Annotated in this window: 26 protein-coding genes; 17 read left to right on the top strand and 9 right to left on the bottom strand. The window is 51.7% G+C overall.

From position 1 onward, the window contains the following. Positions 1-101 precede the first annotated feature (101 nt). The 3 genes from GN112_RS10785 to GN112_RS10775 all read left to right on the top strand — a co-directional run bounded on the left by GN112_RS10785 (position 102) and on the right by GN112_RS10775 (position 2,951). Positions 102-971, top strand: coding sequence for a Druantia anti-phage system protein DruA (locus tag GN112_RS10785; protein WP_162458872.1), 870 nt, complete (start codon positions 102-104; stop codon positions 969-971). Positions 972-974: 3 nt separating this feature from the next. Continuing rightward, positions 975-2,501, top strand: coding sequence for a transposase family protein (locus GN112_RS10780; protein ID WP_155310218.1), 1,527 nt, complete (start codon positions 975-977; stop codon positions 2,499-2,501). A 213-nt stretch (positions 2,502-2,714) separates the two neighbouring features. Then, a complete protein-coding gene (locus GN112_RS10775; protein ID WP_197743307.1) occupies positions 2,715-2,951 on the top strand; it encodes a hypothetical protein in 237 nt (78 codons plus the stop codon). 6 nt (positions 2,952-2,957) lie between these two features. On the opposite strand, the gene GN112_RS10770 is transcribed toward GN112_RS10775, so the two are convergent. From GN112_RS10770 to GN112_RS10755, 4 genes are all read right to left on the bottom strand, one after another. Continuing rightward, positions 2,958-3,260: a metallophosphoesterase family protein gene (locus GN112_RS10770; RefSeq protein ID WP_155310217.1), complete on the bottom strand. Its 303-nt coding sequence runs from the start codon at positions 3,258-3,260 to the stop codon at positions 2,958-2,960. A 12-nt stretch (positions 3,261-3,272) separates the two neighbouring features. After that, positions 3,273-3,707, bottom strand: coding sequence for a metallophosphoesterase (locus GN112_RS10765; RefSeq protein ID WP_155310216.1), 435 nt, complete (start codon positions 3,705-3,707; stop codon positions 3,273-3,275). A gap of 85 nt (positions 3,708-3,792) precedes the next feature. Beyond that, positions 3,793-4,065 carry a type II toxin-antitoxin system RelE family toxin gene (locus GN112_RS10760; protein WP_155310215.1) on the bottom strand — a complete coding sequence of 91 codons (273 nt, stop codon included), beginning with the start codon at positions 4,063-4,065 and terminating at the stop codon, positions 3,793-3,795. Further along, positions 4,065-4,304 (bottom strand): type II toxin-antitoxin system Phd/YefM family antitoxin, encoded by a 240-nt coding sequence (locus GN112_RS10755; RefSeq protein ID WP_162458871.1) that lies wholly within the window; start codon positions 4,302-4,304, stop codon positions 4,065-4,067. Before GN112_RS10755 ends, GN112_RS10760 begins: the two co-directional genes overlap by 1 nt. Positions 4,305-4,570: 266 nt before the next feature. On the opposite strand from GN112_RS10755, the gene GN112_RS10750 reads away from it, so the two are divergent. Next, positions 4,571-4,771, top strand: coding sequence for a helix-turn-helix domain-containing protein (locus GN112_RS10750; protein WP_331457518.1), 201 nt, complete (start codon positions 4,571-4,573; stop codon positions 4,769-4,771). 297 nt (positions 4,772-5,068) lie between these two features. Here the strand turns inward: GN112_RS10750 and GN112_RS10745 are convergent, their stop codons facing one another. Continuing rightward, positions 5,069-8,377, bottom strand: a complete 3,309-nt coding sequence (locus GN112_RS10745; protein ID WP_155310212.1) for a DEAD/DEAH box helicase — start codon at positions 8,375-8,377, stop codon at positions 5,069-5,071. A 107-nt stretch (positions 8,378-8,484) separates the two neighbouring features. Here GN112_RS10745 and GN112_RS10740 point away from each other — a divergent pair, with 107 nt between their 5' ends. The 3 genes from GN112_RS10740 (at position 8,485) to GN112_RS10730 (ending at position 12,367) form a co-directional block, all read left to right on the top strand. Further along, on the top strand, positions 8,485-9,750 hold the full coding sequence (locus GN112_RS10740) for an IS4 family transposase (protein ID WP_155309288.1): 1,266 nt from the start codon (positions 8,485-8,487) through the stop codon (positions 9,748-9,750). 452 nt (positions 9,751-10,202) lie between these two features. Further along, positions 10,203-11,072, top strand: a complete 870-nt coding sequence (locus GN112_RS10735) for a hypothetical protein (RefSeq protein WP_155310211.1) — start codon at positions 10,203-10,205, stop codon at positions 11,070-11,072. Continuing rightward, positions 11,030-12,367: a DDE-type integrase/transposase/recombinase gene (locus GN112_RS10730; RefSeq protein ID WP_162458870.1), complete on the top strand. Its 1,338-nt coding sequence runs from the start codon at positions 11,030-11,032 to the stop codon at positions 12,365-12,367. Before GN112_RS10735 ends, GN112_RS10730 begins: the two co-directional genes overlap by 43 nt. On the opposite strand, the gene GN112_RS34305 is transcribed toward GN112_RS10730, so the two are convergent. Both GN112_RS34305 and GN112_RS10720 read right to left on the bottom strand, forming a co-directional pair. After that, entirely contained in the window at positions 12,319-13,533 is a 1,215-nt protein-coding gene (locus tag GN112_RS34305; protein WP_231716959.1) for a hypothetical protein, read from the bottom strand. The genes GN112_RS10730 and GN112_RS34305 overlap by 49 nt on opposite strands. A gap of 59 nt (positions 13,534-13,592) precedes the next feature. Beyond that, positions 13,593-13,817 (bottom strand): hypothetical protein, encoded by a 225-nt coding sequence (locus tag GN112_RS10720; RefSeq protein WP_155309687.1) that lies wholly within the window; start codon positions 13,815-13,817, stop codon positions 13,593-13,595. 184 nt (positions 13,818-14,001) lie between these two features. Between GN112_RS10720 and GN112_RS10715 the strand changes: the two genes are divergently transcribed. The 3 genes from GN112_RS10715 to GN112_RS10705 are packed head-to-tail and all read left to right on the top strand — an operon-like array spanning position 14,002 to position 15,507. Then, the gene (locus GN112_RS10715) at positions 14,002-14,304 is read left to right on the top strand and encodes a hypothetical protein (RefSeq protein WP_155310209.1); all 303 of its coding nucleotides are present in this window, start codon (positions 14,002-14,004) and stop codon (positions 14,302-14,304) included. Further along, on the top strand, positions 14,301-15,035 hold the full coding sequence (locus GN112_RS10710; RefSeq protein WP_155310208.1) for an ATP-binding protein: 735 nt from the start codon (positions 14,301-14,303) through the stop codon (positions 15,033-15,035). The genes GN112_RS10715 and GN112_RS10710 overlap by 4 nt, the downstream gene beginning before the upstream one ends. Before the next feature lie 13 nt (positions 15,036-15,048). Continuing rightward, entirely contained in the window at positions 15,049-15,507 is a 459-nt protein-coding gene (locus tag GN112_RS10705) for a hypothetical protein (RefSeq protein WP_155310207.1), read from the top strand. 200 nt (positions 15,508-15,707) lie between these two features. On the opposite strand, the gene GN112_RS10700 is transcribed toward GN112_RS10705, so the two are convergent. Then, positions 15,708-16,667: a hypothetical protein gene (locus GN112_RS10700; protein ID WP_155310206.1), complete on the bottom strand. Its 960-nt coding sequence runs from the start codon at positions 16,665-16,667 to the stop codon at positions 15,708-15,710. A gap of 381 nt (positions 16,668-17,048) precedes the next feature. Here GN112_RS10700 and GN112_RS10695 point away from each other — a divergent pair, with 381 nt between their 5' ends. The 4 genes from GN112_RS10695 to GN112_RS10680 all read left to right on the top strand — a co-directional run bounded on the left by GN112_RS10695 (position 17,049) and on the right by GN112_RS10680 (position 19,195). Then, entirely contained in the window at positions 17,049-17,354 is a 306-nt protein-coding gene (locus GN112_RS10695) for a hypothetical protein (protein WP_197743306.1), read from the top strand. A gap of 203 nt (positions 17,355-17,557) precedes the next feature. Beyond that, positions 17,558-18,085 carry a hypothetical protein gene (locus GN112_RS10690; RefSeq protein WP_155310205.1) on the top strand — a complete coding sequence of 176 codons (528 nt, stop codon included), beginning with the start codon at positions 17,558-17,560 and terminating at the stop codon, positions 18,083-18,085. Continuing rightward, a complete protein-coding gene (locus GN112_RS10685; RefSeq protein WP_155310204.1) occupies positions 18,072-18,779 on the top strand; it encodes a hypothetical protein in 708 nt (235 codons plus the stop codon). The genes GN112_RS10690 and GN112_RS10685 overlap by 14 nt, the downstream gene beginning before the upstream one ends. 104 nt (positions 18,780-18,883) lie before the next feature. Then, positions 18,884-19,195, top strand: coding sequence for a helix-turn-helix domain-containing protein (locus tag GN112_RS10680; RefSeq protein WP_155310203.1), 312 nt, complete (start codon positions 18,884-18,886; stop codon positions 19,193-19,195). A gap of 62 nt (positions 19,196-19,257) precedes the next feature. Here GN112_RS10680 and GN112_RS10675 read toward each other — a convergent pair whose 3' ends face one another. Further along, positions 19,258-20,007: a metallophosphoesterase gene (locus GN112_RS10675; RefSeq protein WP_155310202.1), complete on the bottom strand. Its 750-nt coding sequence runs from the start codon at positions 20,005-20,007 to the stop codon at positions 19,258-19,260. 676 nt (positions 20,008-20,683) lie between these two features. Between GN112_RS10675 and GN112_RS10670 the strand changes: the two genes are divergently transcribed. From GN112_RS10670 to GN112_RS10660, 3 genes are read left to right on the top strand one after another with little or no spacing between them, the layout of a single operon-like run. Then, entirely contained in the window at positions 20,684-21,637 is a 954-nt protein-coding gene (locus GN112_RS10670) for a hypothetical protein (RefSeq protein WP_155310201.1), read from the top strand. Next, complete coding sequence (locus GN112_RS10665) at positions 21,598-22,887, top strand: metallophosphoesterase family protein (RefSeq protein WP_197743305.1); 1,290 nt, start codon at positions 21,598-21,600, stop codon at positions 22,885-22,887. Before GN112_RS10670 ends, GN112_RS10665 begins: the two co-directional genes overlap by 40 nt. Further along, positions 22,884-26,408: a YhaN family protein gene (locus tag GN112_RS10660; protein WP_155310200.1), complete on the top strand. Its 3,525-nt coding sequence runs from the start codon at positions 22,884-22,886 to the stop codon at positions 26,406-26,408. The genes GN112_RS10665 and GN112_RS10660 overlap by 4 nt, the downstream gene beginning before the upstream one ends. The last annotated feature ends 166 nt before the right edge of the window (positions 26,409-26,574 follow it).

The raw sequence follows: 26,574 nt of genomic DNA, 5'->3' as shown, positions 1-26,574 counted from the left end.
AAATAGCTATAGACAAGCGATCGGGCTTTTGGTAGAGGTAGCATAGGATGTTTGTAAGCACGCATCCTAGTCGTGACGCTACACTTGAAAAGGAGGTCGCTTTGATAGTCCAGTGTGGACGGCAGATTGAGAGTGAGGAGCTTGCGCAAATTCGCGAAACCGTTGAGACATTTTGGCGGTTGAGTCAGTGGGAGTTGGCCCAAACGGTATGTGAGCATTTGGGCTGGCACACCGCTTCCGGCGGCAATAAAGTGGACGCCTGCCTGAAGTTGCTCAAGCGTTTGGAAGCGCAAGGGCGCATACGATTGCCCGCTAAACGCGATAGCGGCCGCAAAAGCGGCAAGCAGCCGATAGCATCCCATCGGATCCAGCCTCAAGAGCCAGTCGTGGGCAAGCTTTCGGATATCGGGCCGATCCGGCTCAGGGTCGTACAAGGCAAAGCAGATAAGGCGCTTTTTAATGAATACCTGAGCCGTTACCACTACTTGGGGGACAAGAAGCCATTTGGATGTTATTTGCGCTATTTTGTCGAAGGCGCAGGCACGCTATTGGGGTGTATGCTGTTTTCAGGAGCGGCCAAAGCGCTAATCAAGAGAGATCAATGGATCGGCTGGAGCACCAACGAGCGACTGCGGAACCTGGGATTTGTTGTCAACAATGGGCGGTATTTGATTTTTCCGTGGGTAAAGGTCAGGTACTTGGCAAGCTGCGCATTGGGCAAGGCGATCAGGGAGTTGGGGCGGCACTGGCAGGAGCGCTGGGGCTATCGGCCGGTTTTGCTGGAAACCTTTGTCGATCCGCACTATTTCGATGGGACGTGCTACCGGGCGGCCAATTTTAGGTATCTTGGCATGACCCGCGGAATGGGGCTTATTCGACAGGGTCAAAGCTACGCCACCAGTCCGAAAAAGATCTTTGTTTATCCGCTGGCGGATAATTTTCGGCAAGTGTTATGTTCAGGGGAGGGCTGACGGATGAAAAAAACCAGCCGCAGACCCAGTCGTGAGCAGATCAAAGCCCAAATCAAACAGCGCAAACATGCACAGAAAAAATTGCGTCAGGATGAAAAGGCCAAGGGCTTTAAGGCGCCATCACATGCCACGATTTCAAACGGCAAGTGTAAATACGAAAGCATTGAGCAGGAGTACACTGCCCGCAATGAGGCGGTTGCCGAGAAAATAGGGATCTTTCGGGCCAAGATGCCTGTGCTGCTTAAGCAACTGTCCAAAATCGAGGACCCGAGAAATCCTAAAAAGATCAAGCACAATCTGTCGACCCTGATGATCTATGGGATACTGATGTTTGTTTTTCAGATGAGCTCTAGTCGCGAGGCCAACCGGGAGATGTCCCGGCCGCTGTTTTGGCAGAATCTGCAGTTTTTCTTCCCAGAGCTTGAAAGTTTGCCCCATCATGACACGCTCAAACGGTTACTGGCGGTGATCGACGTCAATCAAATCGAACAGTTGCATCTTGAGTTGATCCGGCAATTGATCCGGAAAAAGAAATTTCGGCGCTATTTGATTGACGAGTGCTATCCGATCGCGATCGATGGCACCGGCAAATTTAAGCGTGACTGGATTTGGGCCGAGGAGTGTTTGCAGCGCACCGTTACGCAAGCGGATGGGGAGCACCTTCAATACCATGTCTATATTTTAGAGGCCAATCTGGCGTTTCGCGATGGCATGACTATTCCGTTGATGAGTGAAATGTTAAGCTACACCGAAGGCGACACCGCCAATGATAAACAGGACTGCGAGCTTAAAGCCTTTTACCGATTGGCCCAACGCCTGAAGTCGGCCTTTCCGGCGCTGAAAATCATGGTGTTAATCGATGGGCTTTACGCCAAGGGTCCCGTGGTAGAGGTTTGCCGCAAAAATAAATGGCAGTTCATGATCGTCCTGAAAGACAAATCCCTTCCCAGCGTGATGAGTGAATTTGAAGCGCTTGCGGCACTTGAGATAAAAAATCGTTTCCGCCAGGGATGGGGCAACAGAAAACAGGTGTTCAAATGGGTAAACAGTATCGACTATCGGTTTGGTCCGAACGATAAAAAAAGCCAAATCCTGCACGTCGTCGAATGCCAAGAGCGCTGGCAACAGGTTAACCCGCAAACCGGGCAATTGGAGGACAAAAGCAGCCGACACGTGTGGCTGTCCAGCAAACCGTTGAACCGGTTTAATCTTCACGAACGGTGCAATCTGGGCGCACGCGCGCGCTGGGGCATCGAAACCGGTATCCTGGTTGAAAAACATCATGGATATCGCTATGAGCACTGCTTTTCGTATAACTGGAATGTCATGAAGGGATATCACTATTTAATGCGTCTGGGCCATATGTTCAACGTTTTGGCTCGCTATTCGGAACGGCTGGCCAAGGTCGTCAAAGATACCGGCGTGCGAGGCCTTATTCGCTTTATTCGCGAGACCATAGCCAACCCCTGGTTGGATTATGAATGGCTGGAAATTCGTCTGGCCGCCCCTTTTCAGCTTCGGTTGGTGTAGCAGTAGCCGTACCAAAACAAAGCGAAACAGCCTCTCAAGCCTGGAAGAGATGGGAGTCCACGGTCAGACATAATTGAGATTATGTCATGACAATTGTCTGAGGAGCAAATCTTGGTCATAAAAGTGTGAAGACGTTAGCCGGGTGATGAAAAGTGGGGCCCTAATCGTGACCAACCCCTGATTCTTTTTATTCATGCGTCAGAGCTGTCTAAAATGATGGTCAAATCCGCTATGGATAAAGAAACCAGTATGCAAAGACAAGCCCGAATCGATGCGCCAGGAGCGCTGCACCACATTATTTGCCGCGGGGTCGAGCGGTGGAAAATCTTTCTGAATGATTCCGACCGCAATGATTTTGTTGATCGATTGTCCCGCATCATGACGGGCAGCGAAACGCTTTGTTACGCATGGGCGCTGATCCCCATTTCTGCCCGTCCCCACAGCTCCTGAGCCGGATCATACTTCAATCGTCATCCCTTCTTTGAATTCCGGGTTATCCGCGCTTGGCACATATCCTCTTGGATTGCAGATGATCCTGGTTTTTCCGATTTTGTAGTCGAAGCTGTCGTGGGTGTGGCCGTGGATCCAGAGTTTTGGTTGGTGTTTCTGGATGAGGCCTTCCATGTTGGATGCGAACGCCGAGGAGAGGGCGTGGCCGCGGAACCGTTCAGGAATAGACTTGATGGACGGGCAAGCGTGCGTCACGACGACTGAGCGCTCCGAGTCACCTGATTCCAGGAATTCACGGAGTTTCTCCACTGACCGTTTGTGCTAGGCAACGGTGTCGATCGGCCGGAGCCTCCCATACGTCTTGCTGTTGCGGATCAGCCGATAATCGTTCATTCGGTCGCCGGCAACAGCCATCGCGACGCCAGGGTCTCCGAGCAACGCCATGTCGGTCCACAGCGTACAGCCAAAAAAACGGAAACCTCCAATCTCAAACATGTCGTTCTCGAGGACCCACACGTTGGTGCCTTCCACCTCTTTCTTCATTTCGTCGATCAGTCCCGGAAACTTGTCGCGATAAAACTCGTGGTTACCGAGAACATAGATCACCGGGATTTTGATTCCCTGGTCGAGCACCCACCGCAGCCCCCGGATCCCGACGTGAGTGTCGCCAGCCAAAACAACGACATCAGCGTCAACGTCGGGAACACTGAAGTCGCCGAATTCGACGTGCAGATCAGACAAAACGTGCAGATTCATTTAGTCGCCTTTCCCCCATTTACCTACGGCGATGATCTCAAACTGGCCAAACCAGTGGATCTTATAGCAAACGCATATCGCTTTTCTAACCCCCTCTTTTAAAGCGTTTGTAAACCTCGCTGTCATTGCGCTTTCCAATCACGCAAATTTTCACCGTATCGCCATTAACGCGGTAGATAATCCGGTATTCACCGATGTCTACCCGCAGGTATTCCGGATAGCCGACCAGTTGGTTGGCGTCATGGGGTTCGGGCAGCTTCCGCAAACGGAAAATGGTCGTGACGATTTGCCGGAATTGCTTGGCCGGCAGCTTCTGCAAAAATTTACCCGCCGTTTTGGTAAAATCGAGTTTATACATCAGGCGGTCCGTTTCAACAGGTTATCGGTTTCCGCCTCGCCCAGGTAGCCGCCGGCTTCAGCCTGCTTAGCCTGTTGCGCCCAATACGCATCTTCCAGCGCCATCAATCGGTTGTACTCGTCGATCGACAGCAGGACGGACTTTTCCCGGCCTGATTTCTTGATGATCACCGGGTTGCGCTCGGCTTCATCCAGATATTGGCCCAATTTTCTTTTAAACTCCGTTGCGGTGACGTCCATGATCATGTTCCTTTCGACAAATATTCAAAATGATCGATTTGACTATTTTGTGTCTTTTGGACGTTTTCTGTCAAGCTTTCTTTATGTCCGATAAGCGGAGTCGGGGGATATTTGGGGACGCCAATTCGATTATTGGTTTGTATGATAGGGGCACCCGTCCATAAGCAAATAAGGTCTTTTATGGTTTATATACGCTGCAAAACATTCTTGACAAATCGACGGATGTTCATTATCCGTGGTTCATATAAAGGTCATAAAAGTGCTTCATGGCCTATATACGAACCAAGGGTCAAACGATGCCAAAATCCATCCCACGCACTTATTCACGCTATAGCCGCGACGCGGTTACACTGCTTGGTGCCTTAATCCGAGAAGCACGCAAGGAGCGAAAGCTTACTGCCCAGGAATTGGCCGATCGCGCCGGTATTTCCAGGAGCATGCTGGAGGGGATTGAGGGAGGGGATTGAGGGACGGGCCACGCCAACCAGCTGTAATAATGAAAAAAAAGTTGAAAAAGCATGCCTATTTGGGGCCTATATCGCGATTTTTACCACCAAAAATCGCGATATAGGGAGCCTGCGTTTCCCGGAGTTCAACTGCGCCACCATCTGAGTAAGGCCGGCGACCTTTCGCCATAGCGCCCATGGCGGATCTTATGCGATCGATAAAGGAGCTACTGCCCACGGCAACGCTTTCCATCCAACGGCTTTCCCTTTTGGTGTCAATCTTTTCCAAAGCGGCGTTAACCCATTTTCAGTACTCCTTTACTCCTGGATTAAAGCCAGGAGTTCTTCGGCAGAAATTTTCCCACTTAAATCGCTCCCCGTGAGTAGACTATCCGCAAGTTTGCGTTTCCGGCGATGCATTTGTACAATTTTCTCTTCCACCGTCCCTTTGGTAATCAGGCGATAAATGGTCACCGGACGTTGCTGACCAATCCGATGGGCACGATCCGATGCCTGATCCTCCACCGCCGGGTTCCACCATGGGTCCATGTGAATCACATAATCCGCTGCAGTGAGGGTCAGCCCCACGCCCCCGGCTTTAAGACTGATCAGGAACACGTCCCCCTCCCCGGATTGAAAGCCGTGGATGGCCTTTTGTCGCTGGGTAGCCGGCGTACTGCCGTCCAGGTACTGGTATTTTATGTTGGATTCATCCAGATGGTTTCGGACAAGGGCTAAATGCCCCACAAACTGGCTGAAGACAAGCGCTTTGTGTCCACTGGTGATGAGTTCTCCCAGAATTTCAGAAAAGACCGCTAGTTTACTGCTGGCAATGGAGATCTCTTTGTTGACGAGTTCACTATGACAACACGCCTGACGCAATTTTGTGATCTCCGCCAGTATCTTGAGGTGCCTTTGGCCGCCATGGCTCTCATCATCATTGGAGAGGCGCTCCAGCGCTTGTTGACGCAAGGCCTCGTAAAACGCCGTTTCCTCTTTGCTCAAATCGATATCCAGCACAATCTCTGTGCGGGAGGGCAGCTCTTCCAAGACCTGGGCTTTGGTCCGACGCAGGATGAACGGCTGGATCAGTCGCTTGAGATCCTTTCTTGCCCGGGCATCCCCCTTTTTTTCAATGGGGACGGCAAAGGTCTCGTAGAACTGCCCCAGGGATCCTAAGAGTCCGGGATTGATAAACTGAAACAGATTCCACAGCTCACCCAAGTGATTTTCAATGGGTGTTCCGGTGAGAACCACCTTGAATGCAGCCGTTAGCTTCATGACGGATCGGGATCTCTGGGTGGCGAAATTTTTTATTGCCTGGGCTTCATCCAACACCACCATCTGCCAAGAGATCGCCGACATCATGGCAGCCACCTTTTTTTGCTGCATCAGGCCGTAACTGCAGATCAGCACATCAAAATTTCCGGCATCTTCCAGAATTTTTTTCCGTTTGCTTCCGCCAAATAAAATAAGGTTCAGACTCGGAGCAAAGCGATTGGCTTCGGCAACCCAGTTTGCACAAACCGAAGTGGGGGCGATCACCAGTGACGGGCCTTTCGGGGCATACTTGATGAGCATGGCCAGGGTCTGCATGGTTTTACCAATTCCCATGTCATCGGCCAGGCAAGCCCCCACGCCCCAGTCCGACAGACAGTTCATCCAATTGATCCCCTCCAACTGGTAATCGCGCAGCTCGGCATTCAGGGTGGATGGGGCCGCCAGCAGTGGATCGGTCTGAGTTTGAAGTTTGGCTATGTGAGCTTTCCATTCCTTGTTGGAGCTTACCGAGCCGACTTCCTGGAAAAATCCCTCCAGGGCCAAAGCAGCCAGGGGGTGAAACTTTACTCCGTTTCCATCTCTGAAGGAGTATCTGTCGAGGGCCTGGAGTCGGTTACGAAAGACTTCGGTTAATTCAACGAATTGACCCGGCTTGATCTCCAGGAATCGGGAGTTGCTTTTTTCAAGATATTCCAAAAGCATACCCATCTCCAGGGTGAGGCGCTCATCCACCACCACCTGTCCGGTCATGGCAAACCAATCTTCTCCCCCTTTGATGTTGAGTCGGCAGTTGTCGAAGGAAATGTTTCCTACCAACTCAAAGGGTTTGCCCTCGGGCCATTCAAGCATAACCCCCTCTTTTTCTACTTGAACCCCTAATTCCTGTATCAACTCCAGGGAATCCGCCACGTCTGGAAAGTGCCATTCTCCTTGATTCTCTTCAGCAGCAGCAAGGGTTGGAGTGCCGCTCAGCAACCGGGCTGCCAACGCGTTTTCGGCTTCAAGATCTCTTGTCGTTTTCATCTGGACGCCATTCACGCGGGCGAGGACATTTTTTCCCTTGCTGCCGGGGGGATAAGAGGGCCCCTCTTCACCCAGGGGACGAACGACCATGGAGAGTTTCAGCCCCTCTCCCAGGGGAGAGAGCTGAATATGGAGGGTTGAATCGGCTTCTACCTCTGAAACACGTTCACTCCCACTTCCCCCTTCGATATCCGAATGAATGGTGATATCCCCTGCCAGCGCATCCATCACCTGCACAATTTTATCCTTCGCGGATGCCGGAAATGTGGCCTCCTGTCCCAGGATATCGGCAATGGCCTGATATTTTGCGTCCAGAGACACCAACTTGATTCGCGTCGAAGTCTTGTGTACCACCACATGGTCTGCCTTAAAATGACGTCGGGGCCTGGGAGACAAAACAAGGGCAAATTGCCCTTTGCCCTGGGTTGAAATCGTGAGTTCAGGCTTTCCATGAACCAACTCCAACCGGGTGGTTCCATCGCTTGAAAAGAGTAAGGGATGGCCAACGACATCGGGCAGATAGGCATCATCGAAAACATATTCCACCTTGGTGTACCACCCATCTTTGTAACTATTGGCATGGATATGCCCACAAATTTTTTTGTCCTGCTCCGTCAGGTAGGGAAATTTTCTTATCTCATCGCACAACCGTTTCAAGGCAATCGGACGCCCTTTTGTCCAAACGCCTTTGGCATTTCGCTTTTGCTCCCTGGGGCTGATGCCGCACTCTCCGTTATCCACGTAATCAAGGAACCAGGCCATGCGTTGATCGTAATCGTTTTCCTGCTTTTTCGCACGTCGTTTTCCAGGGGATGTTTTTTTGTTCAAGGCGAGCAGCGCATTCAGGGTGTGCTCCCAGACATTGCTCTCACTGGTGAGCTCGACCAGACAGGACGGATGCTTGCTTTTGCCGGTTTTGGATCCGGACTTTGACAAACGTTGGATCAGGGTCTCCAGTTCTCCGGCAAACCAGACGTATTGATTATCTTTTGCAAGTTTATGAAGTTGTTTTATGTCTTCAAGCTTTCTTTTTGCTTCTTCCCTGTCCACCCAGTAGTAAGCAAACAAGGTGAAAAAATCGGGGATCAAATCTGAGGAATGATGCCATGAACTAATCCAAACGCTGTGACGAAGAATACTATCCGCCCCCCTGGAGTTACCTTGCAGATAATCCAAAAGCCCCCCCAATAAGTCACCTATTTTTTCAAAGCCGTATTCTCGATCCATTCTCATTGCCAGACAAGCTCTTGCCCGGGAAAAGGTCTCATCACTGCCCTCTTTAATCAGGGCCAGGATATAAAAAAAACCAATACCGTTCGGCATACATATTGCCGTAACATCTTGTTATTAAAATAAAAAATAGCGCTGGACAAAAAGATCGCTTTGTGTTTTAATCATGGTGGGTACAATTAATTAACCAGGAGGTCTCCATGAGCGAACACATCGACAAAAATGTTTTTCAAACAATTCTATCACCGGTGCTACCATTGATTGAGGTTACTCAAAATAGTCTCCATAATGATTTGGACACTTACAAGCTTTCATTATCATCGTTCACCACAAATTTGCTTTTTGGAATAATAACCAGAATTAAAAGCGTTGGACAAATCGTCACTGAGATCAAAACATCACCAACTGCTAAGGCATTAGGATTGGTCGTCGCATCGAAGTCTATGTATAATGAAGCGTTTAATCGTTATCCCCCAGAAATATTTAAAGATATATTCCATCAGTTGGTAAAAGAATTGGATTTGCATAAAATTCCGGAAATCAGTCATCTTGGAAAAATGCTAATTGTAGATGGTTCGCTTTTTCCGGCCATTTCCAATATGGCATGGGCTTGTTACAAGAAAACCGCTAATGCGATCAAAATGCATTTATCTTTTGAACTCAACCGAATGATTCCAACCGAATTTATCAGTACGGAAGGTAACTTTTCCGAAAAAGAATTTGTTAAGCAAATTCTTCGCGAAGGCATTACATATGTCTGTGATCGAGGCTATATCGCTTTCAATCTGTTCAAGCAGATATCCGACAGCAATGCATTTTTTATTATTCGCGGAAAGTCGAATATGACGTACACTGTAAAAGAGTGTCTCACTGCCACCGTACCGGATACATTCTTGAAATTTTTCAGTGACATCACAGATTCAAATATAATATTCAATAGCGATGAAAACAAAGCAAGTTATCGTATTGTTAGCTTTACGGCTATGGGCGAAAACTACATTTTGATCACAAACAGAAATGATTTGACAACTTACGAAATTATAATGCTTTACGCTTACAGGTGGCAAGTGGAACTTTTTTTTCGCTTCATAAAAAGAACCTTCAAGGGAATTCACTTAATGAGCCAATCTCCTCATGGCGTACAGATACAATTCTACTTGTATATGATTGCTTATCTATTGTTATTATCATTCAAACAAGATACGGAAATAATAAGCAGAGAAAATGAAAAAGATGAGCATGAATCTGAAGAAAATAATAAGAACGAAACCTTGCTAACTTCATCTTCATGCTCCAATTCAAATGCAAAAAGACCATATGTTTGCGGGTTAGTAACTCTTCTTGGAGAAAAATTAAAACAGTTTTATAAAATTGGTCTTCACTGGTTATTAGCAGTAAAAAATAATTTGTTAGAAATATTTGATGTGAATATCGCCAAAGTTATTGCTCAATACTCTTATCAATGACTGTGCCGAACAGTATTGAAAAAAAACCCATGAACTGGCTGTCGTAGCTCACGAACTCAGAGACTCGCATCTCACGGACTCAGAGACTCAGAGCTCACTGACTCAGAGGCCCACGGACTCAGAGACTCAAAGCCCACTAACCCACTGACTCATTTTCAATTGTAGAAAAAAATATAGAACAAATAATCACGGCTCAGTCCTCCTCACCTCACTCACTCCGAACCTCCCATCACATACCTTGGCAATCGCATGTCCGCCCCCTTCAATTTTCATTCAGAGAGTTATCAAAAACAAAATCCGGTGCTCAGCATTTTTCACTGAAGCACCAGTTCATTTGTTCACCCGTAGAAAAAGGGTATTATACAGGGAGTTACAAACCGATTAGGAGGCGGGCTACAGAATTCGTCGATAAGGATGAAGGGGGCATTGGCCTGCCCCCTTCGGCAACCAAGATGGAGGCACCCATCCCGATCACCATAGCAATTACCAATGCTACTTACATTTGCCTTTATTCGCAAGGACTTCTTGACGATTATCTGGCCGAGACGATCTGTCCAAAATGTTCTGTCGATTGCGCCTGCCAGCAACCACCGCCATCACTTGAATTGACCAGATCCACCGTTTGTCGGACCTCCTACAAACTTGAAAAGGATCAAGAGGGTATCGATACGGTGGTCAAGGATATGGCCCAGATTGTTCTGGTTAGATGCCCCATATGTAAAAGCCGGTTCCGGTTGCTCCCGGCGGATATTCTTCCCTACAAACTTTACTCACTACCGGTTATCGAGCGTTCGGTAAGCCTATACAATCGAGGAGACATGGCATTGCGCCAAGTGGTTTGGAATCATTTTTACGGTGATCAAACCCCTGGGCACACGACACTTCACGCATGGACAGAAGGTTTGGGTGCTTGGTGGCTGGGCAGGCCGATGGGGGAAACGACCTTTTCCATACCGGCCACTCGGATCCAGGCGGAGTTGGAAATCCGTTACCCACAAATGTGTTCATTGCATGGTCAACCGGTTTGGATCAACCCGCATCGTTACCGCAGCCAGGGGCGCCGGGAACGTCTTGAAGCCTGCAAAAAATTTGAATTTGTCGGTTCGCTGATCGCGTCCGAAAATCCGCCAAACTTCGTTGAACTCGACTGTCTCATCGTCAGTTGGGGCAATTCGTTCGGCCTTGGCTTTAAAACCGGCATTCGCTGCACGGCGGCTGAACACATCGATTTTAAAAATATGCTAGCATGGGGCCAAATTCTTCCAGAGGAGCCCTTGTCATGTCCGATTCATGGGAGATCGCCGCCTGGCGGTTCGAAATGATCAGTCCACTTGTGGACGACAAACTGACCGAAGCGGAAAAACGGCGCATTCTTAGCGATCGTACGCGGAAGTCTGTTCAATGGCCGTGTTCGTCCCCAAAAAGGCCCATCGGCAGAAGCACACTGTTCCGGTGGATGAAAGATTACCGCGAAAAAGGCTTTTTGGGGCTGATGCCCAAGGTCAGAAAAGACAAGGGGCTGGCCCGCACCGACCGCAGTGAACAGGTGAACTACGCCCTGGGGCTTTTGTACGAAGAGCCCGGGCGCTCTTTGACCCAGCTGATGATTTACCTCGAATTGGAGTTCGGTGAGCTGTCCATGAGTCGCTCGACCCTGAGCCGTGATCTTCGCGCACACCCGGCATTTTTGGGCATTTTGCAACGCCGAAAGGCAGCAGGCAAAAAGCTGCGGGACCTGTACGAGACAGATCAGCCACACGAGATCTGGCAGATGGACGCCAAAGGCCCGTTTTCGGTAATGTTGACCGACGGCCAAACGATCCGGGTCCATGTGCTGTCGATCCTCGATGATTTTAGCCGATACATTCTGGCCGCCATCATCGCACAGGCTGAAAATATCCAAGCCGCCGTCAGGGTCTTTCGCCTGGCCGCATCCAAGTGGGGGATTGCCCTTCGCATGCAGTTTGACCGCGCCTCGGCTTATGACTCCGAAGTCTTCCGCACCGGCCTTGCCTTTTTGGGGGTTCATCGAAACTGGGTAAAATCCCGCAACCCAGAGGCACAAGGGAAAATCGAAGCTTATCACAGATCCCTGAAAAGATGGTTCGTCAAAGAGCTGCCAAACCAGGAAGTGGTCGATATCCATCATCTGGAGGCTCTGCTTCAGGCGACGATCGCTTTGGTCTACAACCGGCACCACCATCGTGAAATCAAGATGACCCCGGAACAAGCCCTGGCCCGACGCCTCTCAACACGGCGCGTCGGTGCCGAACAACTTGCCCAGGCATTTAAAATCGCCGTCCAGGCCAAAAGCCACCCGAAAACCGGCCAGGTGAATCTACCCAACGGCCTTTTCCGTGTGCCGACCCGCTTTGCAGGAAAAGAATGTGATTTTCGCTACGATCCGGTCAACACAGACCAAGCCTTGCTGATCATCGATGATGCGCACCAGATCCCGCTTGAACCCTTCACCAAAAAGCACCCCTTCGATTTTCAAAAGACAGAGGAAAAACGGGGCACCGGACAGCTGCAAAAACTTTCGAGCTGTGCGGACGATATCTTAAATGGTCAAGCCGCTAAGCTAAATTTTACTTCCTTATTTCTGAACCAATTGTGATATTCATCGTTAATTTTCAAAGTTGTGATGATAGCCAGATTGAGGGATCCTTTCTTCGCCCAACTCATTCCATTCTTCTTTTGGCGATTTGAAACAACGAGGTCGTTCATCTTTTCACCCACATTACTCGAGTTCCGAAGATTTAGCCGTTTGCGCATATCATAGTTGGGAATGGAGGATATATTCCGGCCCAAATAGTCAATGAGCTTTTGAATATGATTATCATCCTTAATTTCGGATGCCGGGATGTTTTCAAGATATGAGATGGCTTTGTTTGTAAGACCGTGCCATAATAACGGCATAACCGCGCGAAGCGTTTCATTTCTGAGCTTTCTGCCTTTCATCCCCATGCTCAATTCTTCTTTGAACTTCTTGCATAGATGAAACCAATCAAGAACAATTTGCATATTCTTGTGCCACCCAAATTGCTTGACGATGGCATCATTTAGCGCCTTATGGCCGTCGGTAAAAATCTGAAGACGTTTGCCGAATAGAGAATTCGACAAAAGAAATGCGATTAGCAACCACAAGCATGATTTGGTGCCATCAGCGGCCAATACGTATTTTAGGCCTCCATGTTCAATGTGGCATACGGTATCATGTACATATTTTCGCTTATGCTCCGTGACTTGTGGGCTTTCTCGTGTATCCTTTTGCCTTTTGGGGGTTACGTCGTCTATGCTTATGTTGACCGTTTGACTGGGTTCTTCGTAAATGACGGGATTATTCAACAATTCAATCGGATTATAGTCGAAAGATCCTTTAGAAAGGGCCTTTTGAACTTCAGCCATGGGAATTGATATCGGTTCTCCACCCCTGGGAATATCTGGGTTGAAACAACATCCGTCAGCGCTGAAGTTGCCATGATTCAAATCATCGGCCTTTTGCTTTAAATGGTCGATCAATTCCCTACCTTCTTTCTGGGTCTGATCATGCAACGTGCGATGTGGCGTACCGCCTTCTATTTGGTGCCGTATGAAGTTGAGCCATTTTGATGTTTTCCGAAAGGATCCTTCCGTATTACCCATTATCATGGCCCGTTCCTTAAAGCCCGTGGTCAAATAAAACTGATTCGGTCCTAATGGGGCAAATATAGACTGACTACTGTCAAACCGAACGCCATTTTTATCAAATGCGAAGTGGGTTTCAAACGCAAAACGCCCCACGGCGCCATCCACCAGATATGGGCGTTCATTTACCCCAATTTGATTAGCCCCACTGAAAATCAGGACTTTTTTTTAGACACCTTTTCCATGTGTCGTGCTATGGCGTCTCTTATTGCAGGGTATGCCGTATTTAAAACTGCTATTTCGCAGTCGTCTATATTTTCACCGGCATCAGCGTTTATGGTGTATTGATAACATCCATCTTCCAGTTCAATGGGCTTATCGTCCGCTTCCTCATCACATTCAACCAAGTTAACCATAACTTCGATTTTGTATTTGCTCATTGGTAGCCTCCGTCTCGAAATTTGAGATAGTAATCTACCAAAACATCGCATATATCTTTATATCTGTCCAGTTAATTCTGACATATTTTCAACGAGTTATTTTTGTTTAGAGCCCTTTGCACCATATATAGGCTTGGCATTGTAACCTTTGGGGTCCACCGCCGTCCGCACAGCTCGAAAACTTTTGGATGTCTGGCAGGGTCACTGCCGACCCAATGCCCAGCCCGGCTTCGGTTTGCCGGAAGTGTTTCGTGAGTTAAGCCGGCTGCTGCAGCGCCCCGTCCCCATCGACCAACGCGAAGCCGCGGCCATCGAAGCCTTTTATCGACAAAACGGCCCCTTGCCCGCACAGCCGTTTCACCAAGCGATCGACAAAACCGCCGACGCCCTTGGACCCAACCGTGCCCTGAAAACCTATCTGCAATACCTGGAAAGGCTTGTAAAGGCACAGGCAAATAAACCCGATCCCCAGGAGGACTCTCTATGAACCCATCGTCCTACTTTGTCTTTGACGACTTTGCACGGGCGCTTGAAAACCTTGAAAACGCCTTTCGAAACGAAAACGACCGTTATCTCATGTTAACCGGTGAGACCGGTGTCGGCAAAACCTGGCTGTGCCGGCAGCTGAACACCGTCCTGGACCGCTGCAGGCATCGCGTGCTGTATTTTTCTCACGCTCGTCATCTGAGTGCAACCGCCCTGGTCCGCGTGCTGGCCACCTGGATGAGGCTGCCCACCCGACGTTCTCACAGCGAAACGCTCCAGGGCCTGATATCCGCGCTTGGCGAACAACCCCACCAGTTACTGATATGGTTCGACGAAGCACACGAATTGGCCGATGAAACCCTGCTGGAGGCAAAGGCGCTGGCCGAAAGCAATCTTGACGACAGCTGCCCGGTACGCATCCTGCTGATCGGTATGCCTTTGCTGCGGGACAAAGTTCAGGCCATTGCCCCTTTGTGGCGACGTATCGTGGTTAGGGAAGAGTTGACCGGTTTGACATTCGATGAACTGCCTCCTTTTATCGAATATCACTTCGGCCCCGAAAATTTGCAGCGCATCTGTCAGCAGGGGATGCATATCCTGTTTGAACGCGCCAGAGGCATCCCGGGCCTGGTTGTCCCTATGCTCAAAAAAATCTTGGCCGAAAGCAAACCGGACGGCCCCATCGATCCCTTTACCCTCGACGACATCCTCCAACGCTGGGAACTGACATGAAAGGAGATATGCCATGAACCCGCAGCAAGCCGAAATCCTGCGTGACATCGTACAGCGCATGATGGCACGCTACATCACCGTCAAACCTCTGGGCATCGATCTGGGTGACAAAAGAAAACTGATCCCAGCGCTTGACTGCCGGATCCTTGATTACGGCGCCGCCAGAACGCTCTACCGGAACCGACGCCCTGTCTGCCGATCTCTGGATGCCGTCAAACCCATCAATGATCAGGAAAAACTCTGCCAGAAATGTATCGATAGAGAACCATGTACCGGCCAGGTGCGCTTGGATCTGTTGTTCGACAACACCCCTTACAGACTCCTGATCGCCTACACTTCCGCTAAAAACTTCCTGATCTACACCGGTAAACTCGTTGAAAAAAAACTTGAAATTCGATCCATCAATACCAAGATCGTCGTTGTTAACAGAGGCTCATGGGGTGAGTTGCGCTTCTGCCTTGCTAATATGTAGAGGAAAAATATACTGACTTCTTGTTGTAAGTCGGTTTTTTACGGTAGTTGCTTTTTGCATAGTTGGCGAAACGCCATCCACGCGGTAGGCTGTATCATCTGGTCATTTGAATCCGTCTTTATTATGGTCGATATGATATATGCTAACGTGACGATATCGAATGCTACCTGGATGGTCTCATGAAACGTGGGATGACAGTCTCAAAAAACGTGGCACACGACAAACTGGCTGAAAAAGACTTTCTTTTTCCCTTTTGTTCTTTTTTTCAGAAGATCCAGTGCTTTTTCATACAATGTGATGGATTTTGCATTCGCCCCATTACAAAATGCCATCCATCCCTGTAGACACATACTGTTCTCAAGGTGCTCGCTTTTCTCACCATATTTTTTAAGCCAGGCATCCAGACGCTTTTGTTGACCGGTGAGCATCCATTTTTCCAATACCGCCGCCTCAAGGTTTGATTCACATTTTTCAGACCCCTCCATGACAAGGGATTCCAGGTAATCGGTATAGGAATCGTTCCGCTTCCAACGTGCTATTTTATTAAGATAAGGCTCTTCCAGAAAGCTTGTATGGATATCCGGCGGCAACAATCGAAACCAGTCCGGGTCAAAGGGGCGACAGCAGATCCGTTCCCACACGATGGGAAGTGGCTCTTTGTCTAAAACAACCCGGTTTTTGAATTTTTCATAAAGCGCAGTGGCTTGGTCCACCTTTTCCCGATAAAAGAGAATCCGCATTCCAGCCGTCACTTGATCCATTGACAGAGATGGTACCTGTGCCAATCCCTCTTCAGTCAGATTCAGTGTGTGTTGAAGGGTCTCGGCCAGGGCTGTGAATGTCTTTTCTGCAACGAGGTGCCTTGTCAAGACTTCAATGTAATCTCGGTTGATCACAAGGACACTGCGGCTTTTTCCATGTAATATATCTGTTTCCAGAAGGACATCCAGCGAACCGCGAAGCAGCTTTGACATGGCGTTTCTCGTCCCAGAATCAAAGCGTTTACCGTCTTTTGTCTTGATGTCTAGGGCGACAAAACAGGCACGTAACTGGGTCTGATTCAACCTGCCATAGGCGATGGAAAGAATCTGTAGAATCTTTTTTTCGAGAAAAGGCAATGCATGATATTTTTCCATAAAAATTTGATTTTCTGTCGACATGGGCTATTTTTCCCTTCTGTTATTTTAACGACAACCAAGACAACTTCGTACGTGTTCACGGGGTTAAAATTCCCAATGCGCTAAAACTGCTGGACCCGTATACCTTTATTCGTGGTAGTTTGCCAGGCGTTATTCATTTGGGGGATTTCAGGGACATCCTTGGTTTATCGGATTAACAGATAACCTCATCTGAAAGTTTAAACCCTTGCTCTTCGACAATCCGCAGGCCCCTCGGGTAGTCGGGGACATTCCATTGGTTTATTGGTTTGAAATAGGGTACGTTGGTCGGTCGGTGGTAAAATCGATATACTGCCGGCGTGAAAAGCTCAGGATGTACGAGAAACACAGCACCTTCATTTTGTCGATCGAGTGTCCCGTATCATGACGGGCAGCGAGACGCTTTGTTATGCATGGGCGCTGATCCCCAATCCATATCTGCTTTTGCGAACCGGGAATCTCTCGATTGCCACGGTCATGCGCCGGTTGCTGACCGGATACGCGGTGAGTTTCAACCACCGCCACCGTCGGCATGGTCGATTGTTTCAAAACCGGTATAAATCCATATTGTGCCAGGAAGATCCCTATCTGCTGGAAGAAGAATGGGAATGGATGGGACCACCGTTGGAAAGCGAATGGGAGTCGGGCAATCGACCATCAGCCGCGCTGTTACCCGTGGAGAGAAGCTGATGGCCGAATTGGAGATTTCTTTCCCTTAAACCATGCAATGCATAATTTTCTCCCGTTCCCACAGCCCCTGAGCAGGATCATACTTCAATCGTCATCCCTTCCTTGAATTCCGGGTTGTCCGCGCTTGGCACATATCCTCTTGACATGACTTTGATCTTAGTCCATTCTTTATTCGCGAATAGCGAATGAAGAATGGAGGCGTGGTGATACTAAAACCCCAGGATGTATTGATTTTGGCAAAACTGGTCGTAATAGGTGGGAATGAGTGGTCCTATGGACGTATGGCAACTACGTTGTGGATGAGTCCGTCCGAAGTTCATGCAGGTGTTAAGCGGCTAATTAAGGCGCACTTGGCATCTGCCCAGCGAGATTGCATCACACCGAATGCACGAAGCATGGAATCGTTCCTATTTTATGGACTGCCTTATGTATTTGTTCCTGACCTGGGAGAAATCACCCGAGGTATGCCCACAGGCTATGCAGGACCGGTGTTATCAACCTTTTTCGAGGTCGGCGATGATTTGCCCCCGGTGTGGCCGGACCCGGATGGCGAGGTTCGGGGCCAATCGTTCTCACCGTTATACAAATCCGTTCCAAAGGCGGCACGTGAAGACTACAAGCTGTATGAATTGCTGAGCCTGATCGATGCTATCCGCGGTGGGCGGGCGCGGGAGCGCCAGATAGCATGTGATGAAATAAAAAAGTGGATGAATTCGAATGCCGGATCCTAACAACCCCAATCTGCTGATGCTTGAGATGGCGGCCGAAAAACTAGGACCGCTGGTTGATGTTGTGGTTTTTCTCGGCGGTTGTGCGACAGGTTTGTTGATCACCGATCCGGCTGCGCCTCCCCTGAGAGTCACCAGAGATGTCGACGTGATTGTGGAGGTCGCCTCACTGTCCAGTTATCATCGCTTCAGCAGTAAGCTTCGGAAGCGGGGCTTTGTTGAAGATTCAAGTCCAGGTGCGCCAATATGCCGCTGGCTTTCCAGAAGCCTTGTCCTCGATGTCATGCCAACCGATCCCGATCTTCTCGGGTTTGGTAATCAATGGTTTGAGAGGGCGTTTAAAACCGCCCAGCGGACTGCTTTACCCTCGGGAATGATTATCAAAGTGTTGCCGGCACCCTACTTTATAGCGACAAAAATCGAAGCGTTCGCTAACCGCGGCGCCGGTGATTTCCTTTTAAGCAAAGACGTTGAAGACGTGGTCGCTGTCATAGATGGCAGGTTGGAACTTGCTATGGAAGTAAATAGTGCTGAACCTGATTTAATGCATCATATTGCAAAAAATCTAACAAAATGGATGGAACATACCGATTTTATAGACGCATTACCGGGCCTAATGCCACCTGATTCAGCAAGCCAAGCTCGAGTGTCAACAATTGTCAATCGTATCGAGAAAATCGCAAAGAGAGAAAAATAGGTTGTATAGATGAGAGGAGACCAGCTTTCCAGACAGTGGCGTATATTAAGGCGGCTTGAGGTCAGCAAAAGGGGAGGCGACCGGAGCTGACTGGCGGCGGCCTTTTGCGCAGCGCCGGCGGCTGGGGCGTGCTCAAACACGCGCGTCGGATGAAGGCGCATCTCAAGGGCGATGAGCGGATATTGGGTGACAGTGATTTTGTCATGCAGGTTCTTGAATCGGCCCAGGAGCACCCACCGGGCAAGCATCCCCATCGGGTGAAGGCGCGGAGCGTTGCGGCCTACCTGGCCGTCAGAAGAATGGGAATGGACGGGACCACCGTTGGAAAGCGAATGGGAGTGGGGCAATCGACCATCAGCCGCGCTGTTACCCGTGGTGAGAAGCTGATGGCCGAACTGGAGATTTCTTTCCCTTAAACCATGCAACGCATAATTTCATGCACGGCCCCACAGCCCCATCTTTTAGCCCCTGAGCCGGATCATACTTCAATCGTCATCCCTTCCTTGAATTCCGGGTTGTCCGCGCTTGGCACATATCCTCTTGGATTGCAGATGATCCTGGTTTTTCCGATTTTGTAGTCGAAGCTGTCGTGGGTGTGGCCGTGGATCCAGAGTTTTGGTTGGTGTTTCTGGATGAGGCCTTCCATGTTGGATGCGAACGCCGAGGAGAGGGCGTGGCCGCGGAACCGTTCAGGAATAGACTTGATGGACGGGCAATCGTGCGTCACGACGACTGAGCGCTCAGGGTCACCTGATTCCAGGAATTCACGGAGTTTCTCCACTGACCGTTTGTGCCAGGCAACGGTGTCGATCGGCCGGAGCCTCCCATACGTCTTGCTGTTGCGGATCAGCCGATAATCGTTCATTCGGTCGCCGGCAACAGCCATCGCGACGCCAGGGTCTCCGAGCAACGCCATGTCGGTCCACAGCGTACAGCCAAAAAAACGGAAACCTCCAATTTCAAACATGTCGTTCTCAAGGACCCACACGTTGGTGCCTTCCACCTCTTTCTTCATTTCGTCGATCAGTCCCGGAAACTTGTCGCGATAAAACTCGTGGTTACCGAGAACATAGATCACCGGGATCTTGATTCCCTGGTCGAGCACCCACCGCAGCCCCCGGATCCCGACGTGAGTGTCGCCAGCCAAAACAACAACGTCAGCGCCAACGTCGGGAACACTAAAGTCGCCGAACTCGACGTGCAGATCAGACAAAACGTGCAGATTCATTGAGTCGCCTTTCCCGTATTTACCTACGGCGATGATTTCAAACAGGCTCTTAGGCGATTTCTGTCAAAGAATATACCCGCCTGCTTGTCTTTTCATCCGTCTTCTGCGTTGGGCGTTTCCACACATAGCCCCACTATGCATAAAAAAGCCCGCCTTGAATACGAATGAAAATCCTGCGCATCCTGGTATATTCTTTTCCGGCAACCTTACAGCAAACGCATATCGCTTTTCTATCCCCCTCTTTTAAAGCGAACATTATATAGTATTCAAGATAATGTTTTTGGGCTGCGTTATCGGTCGTCGCGGTATGACTTATACAGCTTCCTCCCTCTGGCCTTGCCAAAAACATTATCTTAAACACTATAGCATTCAGGATCGCCCAAGATACCGTGGAGCGCCATGAGGTTTCAAGCCATTGAAATTAAGTTGTCAACTGTAGTATGGGATTGATCTAAGCGCTTTATGAATAGGACCAAACCGATGACGCAAAAACCCGATGTTGATGCACTCCTGAAACGGATAAAAGAGCTCGAAGACAAGAAATTTACCAGGTTTTGTTGAACTTGTATGGTAATGCCTGGCAAGCCATGCTCAATGGTGGTGAAATCTATCTTCGGACGCAAGCGGTCGATCTCGATGCCGCGTTTTGCAAACCTTTACAGGATGGGGGTTCGCAATGAATTTTTCCAATCCCATACGCAAACACTTTGTCTACAAAAGTGCGTTGAAAAAACGACGAGGGCGGATAGCGAATGAAAGTTTAACTGTAATCGATCGCATGATCGAAACATTTGGAAACAAAATTCCCTATTTGGCAAGCTATCGCAGTGAATTGGTCCCGTTGGTTCACCGTACCGATCGTTATTTGGGCAAGCTGATCGATTTGATTCCCGGTCCCGTGGTATTCGATCCGGATCGCTGGGATCGTGATCCCGTGATCCATTCGATTTTTGAATCCGGAAAACGGACGCGCGAATTACTCTCCGGAAGCAAGGCATTAACGCAATTTTTTAAAAATTCGGCGGCCAATGTCGGCTTTGCATTGTTCACCACAGAAAAACAAGAAAAATCGGTATTCGTGTCAGAAAAAGAGGGAGAAATTTTTCGGCGGGATGTTTTAAGAAAGGCCATTTTTTTTGAAAAGCATCAAATTGCCGCGCCCAGCGACAATTTGGCGGAAACTCAAAAGCAATTCCGATATCAATTGTTTTCCGATCTGTTCGCCATGGCTGCTGAAACAATATCCGCGCTTAAGCAATCCAGGGCGCAACTTGAGGTGCAACGTGATGAAGCAGTGGCAAAAATGGCCTTGTATGCCGATGGAAGCGATACGAGAAAAACGTTTGATGCATTGCATCAGGAGGTCGAAGGCAAAATCAAATCGATTGACAAATCGCTTAAGTCTCCAAAGGATTATGTGACGTACGTACAAAATTTACTCCAGAAACCGGAACGTCAGCTGTCCGCCAGACCGGTTTCGTTTAAGCTGAGCAAAATGGGCATTCTGTTGGACAACGCTTCTGCTGAAGCGGCCAACGAATTCTCGCTGGCTGAATTTGAAATCGGCAACGGGAAAAAGCGGATGGCAACGTGGATTCGCGTGGACCGGTCATTCTTAATTTCAAAATGAAATTCATCCACACCGCCGACATCCATCTGGACAGCCCCCTGCACCGCCTGGAAGCCTATGACGGTGCGCCCGTGGAAGAGATCCGCCAGGCCTCCCGGCGGGCTCTGGAAAATCTCATCAACCTGGCCCTGGATGAAGCCGTCGATTTTGTTTTGATCGCCGGCGACCTTTTTGACGGGGACTGGCGGGACTACAACACCGGGCTCTATTTCACAAGCCGGATGCGGCGGCTGAACGAGGCCGGCATTTTCGTGTTCATTGTCCAGGGCAACCACGACGCTGCCGGTCAGATGACCCGCAGCCTGCCGGTGCCGCCCAACGTCCACATTTTTTCGAGCGCCAGGCCCGAAACCCGGATGATCGATGCGCTGAAGGTCGCCGTTCACGGCCAGAGTTTTGCCCGGGCCGCAGTTATGGAAAACCTGGCCGCCGGTTATCCGGCGCCGGTTGCCGGGCATGTCAACATCGGCTTGCTGCACACCAGCCTGACCGGCAGGCCGGGACATGAGAATTACGCCCCCTGCGCACTGGAAGACCTTGTTAACAAGGGCTACGATTACTGGGCATTGGGGCATGTGCATCAGGCGGAGATCGTTACCCATGATCCGCCGGTGGTCTTCCCCGGGTGCGTCCAGGGCCGGCATGCCCGCGAGGGCGGAGAAAAAGGGTGTATGCTGGTGGTCATGGAAGAGGGGGCGGCGCCGTTGATCCATCACCAGACCATCGATGTGATTCGCTGGACGCGTACGGTCGTCGACCTGACGGGCGCCAACACGATCGATGAGGTCCTTGACCGCTTCCGGGAGGAATTTGAAAAGACGGTCGCGCGCAACGATCCGCTGCCGGTGATTGCCCGCATCGAGCTGGCGGGCCGAACCGAACTGCACACGCGCATCCTGGCGGATATGGAGTACATCAAACAGGCGCTGCGCTCGACGGCGGCAGTGGCGTTCGGCGATCGCGCCTGGATCGAGAAAATCCAGGTCAATACGCGGCCGGTCAGGGGCAGGGTTCCGGATAGCGGGCCGATCAACGAGTTGAACCTATTGGTCGAACGGCTGTCTTCCAGTCCGGACGATCTTCAGGCCCTGGGCGATGAACTGGCACCGCTGTTTCAAAAACTGCCTGCCGATTACCGTCAGAATGCGGCCTCTTTTCGGCCAGATGACCCGGAGGCCATGGCCCGTCTGCTGGCCCAGGCCCATGCCCTCCTGGTGCAGCGGCTGAGAAAGGCATCCGGGGCCACATGAGAATCGACACCATCCGTTTGGACGCCTACGGTCCCTTTACCGGCGCAACCATCGATCTTTCCGCGAAGGCGATAGACTTTCACCTGATTTTCGGACCCAACGAAGCCGGGAAAAGTTCCACCCTGCGCGCCCTGCGTCACATGCTTTTTGGTATCCCCGTACGCACCGGGGATAACTTTCTGCATGCCTATCCCCATCTTCGCATCGGTGCCCGGCTGGTACGCAGTGACGGTGAGGCGCTTGAATTTGTGCGGCGCAAGGGGCAGTCAAAAACCCTGCGTGGTGCGGATGACGAAACCGTGCTGGACGACGATTCATTGGCTGTGTTTCTCGGCGGAGTCACCCAGGAGTTGTTCGAGCAGATGTTTGCCATCGGTCACGACGATCTGATCCGGGGCGGGGAGGAGATCATTGCCGGCAGGGGTCGCATCGGTGAGGCCCTGTTTGCCGCCGGTGCCGGTTTGATCCGGCTGCAGCATGTTCAGCAGGAGCTGGAACAGGCCTGCGGGGCCCTGTTCAAGCCCAGCGGGTCGACGCCGGCGATCAACCAGACCATCGCCGCCCTCAAGGCGGTGAGAAAAACGCAGAAGGAGAGCCTGCTGCCGGCCAAGACGTGGCAGGACCACGATCAATACCTGAGCCAGGCCCGGCAACGCATGGCGCAGGTCCAGACCGCCCTGGCCGACGACAAGCAGCAATTGTCCCGCCTGAAGCGAATCCAGGAGGCCCTACCGCTGATTGCCCGCAAAAAGGAGCTGGATGGTGAATGGGGGCAGCTTGCCGGGGTGCCCGACCTGGCGGACGGCTTTGGTGAGCAGCGCCGCGATGCGGAAAGAGAACTTGGCGTGGCTACCCGCGATCGGGCACAGTCACGGGCGCGCATGGAAGAGTTCGGCCGGCAGATGGCGGCGCTGAATGTGCCCGAGGCCATGTTGGCCCGGTCCGCGTCCATCGAAGCCCTGCAGCACGAACTGGGCAGTTATCGAAAGGCCCGGAAGGACCGGCCCGGGCTGCAGGGACGCATGCGGACCCTCGAAACGCAGGCTGCCGAGATCCTCTCCTCAGTCAGGACGGCGCTTTCCGGCGAGTCGGCAGCGTTGGCTGACCTGCCGCCTTCCATCGTCGGCGAAATTCAGAACCTGGGGGCCCGTTTCGAGCGCCTCAGCGCCAAACTGGAGTCGGCAACCGGCGTACACCGCAAACTCAAGGCGCGGCTGGCGCGCTCGCTCGACCAGCGCCAATGCATGCCCATGCCGGACGATGTCAGCGGGATCGAAACCGTACTCCAGGATGCCCTGAATGCCGGCCCCGCAGAGACGCTGAGGGTTGACCTTCGGCAATCGATCGACGCGCTCGCCGGCGACCTAAAGCGCCGACTGGCGCGGCAGACGCTGTGGCAAGGGGATCTGGAGGATGTTGATGCCCTGCCGTTGCCCTCGGGGGCGACCATTGACCGCTTCGACCAGCAGCTGACCGCCGCTTCCCGGCGGATCGAAAAGGCGCGGGAGACCCGGCAGAACATCCGGGATGAGATTGAAGCCGCCCAGATGGAACTACGTTCCATCGACATCGTCGATACGGTGCCCACCGATCAGGATTTGACGGCCGCCCGCGCCACCCGCGACCAGGGGTGGGGACTGGTCCGGCGCTGCCTTGACGGCCACCCGGCGTCTGCAGACGAAACAGCGGCTTTCTGTCGCCGGTGCGATGATGCCAATGGTTTGCCCGATGCATTCGAGACGACCATGGCCCGGGCGGATCACATCGCCGACCGGTTGCGGCGTGAGGCGGACCAGGTGAGCCGCAAAGGACTTCTCGAGGCGCGCCGCGGGCAGTTGGACGGCGCCCTCGGCGATGCTGAATCGGAATTGGTTGCCGCTGAGACGGCAGCGGCCGCTGCCGGCGCCGCTTGGCAAAAACTGTGGGCCTCAATGGGGATAATCCCCTTGTCCGTGGCTGAAATGCGCGCCTGGATGCAGGGTATGGCCTCCCTTTTCGAAAAACTGGCCACCTACCGTGCCGACCACATCCGGTGCAGTAAAATGACAGCCGAACTGGCGGCCCTGAAAACCCGGTTGCACAAGTGCCTTGCCGCTGCCGGTGTGCCTGTTGACGCGGCCGCCGACCTGCCGGCCTTGATCCGGGCGGCGCAGGTTCACGTCCAGGTTCAGCAGGTGCGGGCGCAGCGCAACGCGGCGGCTGACCAGGAGATTTCTCACCTGCAGGGGGAAACGGCTGATGCGGCTGCCGAAGTGGAGGCGCTGAATGCGTCCCTTTCCCACTGGCGGGATGGGTGGCAGAAGAATGTCCGCAAAATCGGTCTGGATGCCGACGCCAGTCCCACGGCGGCACTGGCGGTGATTGACAGCCTTCGCGAGGCGCGGACAAAGTCCGCTGACGCCGAGGTGCTGCAAAAGCGCATCGACGGTATCGACCGGGACTCGGCGACCTTTGCGCAGAGCGTGGCGCGGATGGTCGCCGATCTTGCACCGGACCTGACAGGCGCCCCTTGCGACGGGGCCGCGGAACAGCTCTATTCCCGCCTGACCGCAGCCCGCACGAATGCGTCCCGGCGGCAAAGCTTTGCCGAACAACTGGAAAACGCCAGAAAAGGGGAGGCGGATGCCAAACAGCGCATCGGACAATGCCAGGCCCTGCTCGATACGTTGTGCCGGGAAGCCGGGTGCGAGAAAGCGGAGGCACTGGCCGAGACGGAACAGCGCGCCCGGCGGCGCAGGGACCTGTTTCACGCACGGGCGGACCTGGACGATCAGCTGCGTCGCTTGAGCGCCGGAGCCACGGTGGACCAGTTTACTGCCGAAGCCATGGCCGTGGATGCCGACAGCATCGGTACCGAATTGGAAAAATGGACCGACCGGATCGAGACGCTGGAACAGGAGCGTTCCCAGCTGGACCAGACCATCGGCATTGAGACGGCCGAACTGGAACGTATGGACGGCAGTGCCGCGGCTGCTGATCATGCCGAATCGGCCCAGCGGCTGCTGGCCCGCCTGGAGGCGGATGTGGAGCAGTTTTCCCGATTGAAAATCGCCGGTCTGATCCTGGCCCGCACGGTCGAACAATATCGCGACAAACACCAGGGGCCATTGATCGCCCGGGCCAGTGAGCTCTTCACCCAAATGACCCTGGGCGCGTTCGACCGCCTGCGCGCCGACTACGACGAAAAGGGCAACCCGATTCTGGTGGGTATCCGTGCCGCGACCGCTGCCCCGGTCAATGTGGACGGGATGAGCGACGGTACCGCAGACCAGCTCTACCTGGCCCTGCGGCTGGCCAGCCTCGAGCAATACCTGGAAAACAACGAGCCGCTGCCGTTTATCGTCGACGACATCCTGCTGCGCTTCGACGACGACCGAGCCCTGGCCACGCTGAAGATACTGGCCGATCTGTCGACCAAAACCCAGGTGCTCTTTTTTACCCATCACCGGCACCTGGTCAACCTGGCCAAACGGTCAACCATCCTTGGGGGCGCATTCAATTGCCTTGCGCTGGCGGAGTAAAGGAAAATCGGAGCGTGTAAACCATACACCCAACGGCGGCTCCGTTCGTCCAGGCACTGGAGCAGGACAATCGCATGTAGATTGATTTCTTTTTTCGCGGTCATGGACCGCTCCTACAGCTTCCTGTAAATGCGCCAATTCACAGCTTTTGCTGCAGGAGCTGACC

This window comes from Desulfosarcina ovata subsp. ovata, from assembly GCF_009689005.1.
Taxonomy (GTDB): domain Bacteria; phylum Desulfobacterota; class Desulfobacteria; order Desulfobacterales; family Desulfosarcinaceae; genus Desulfosarcina; species Desulfosarcina ovata.
Note: the sequence above shows the minus strand (reverse complement) of the source record. Positions and strands in the feature narration are given on the sequence as shown.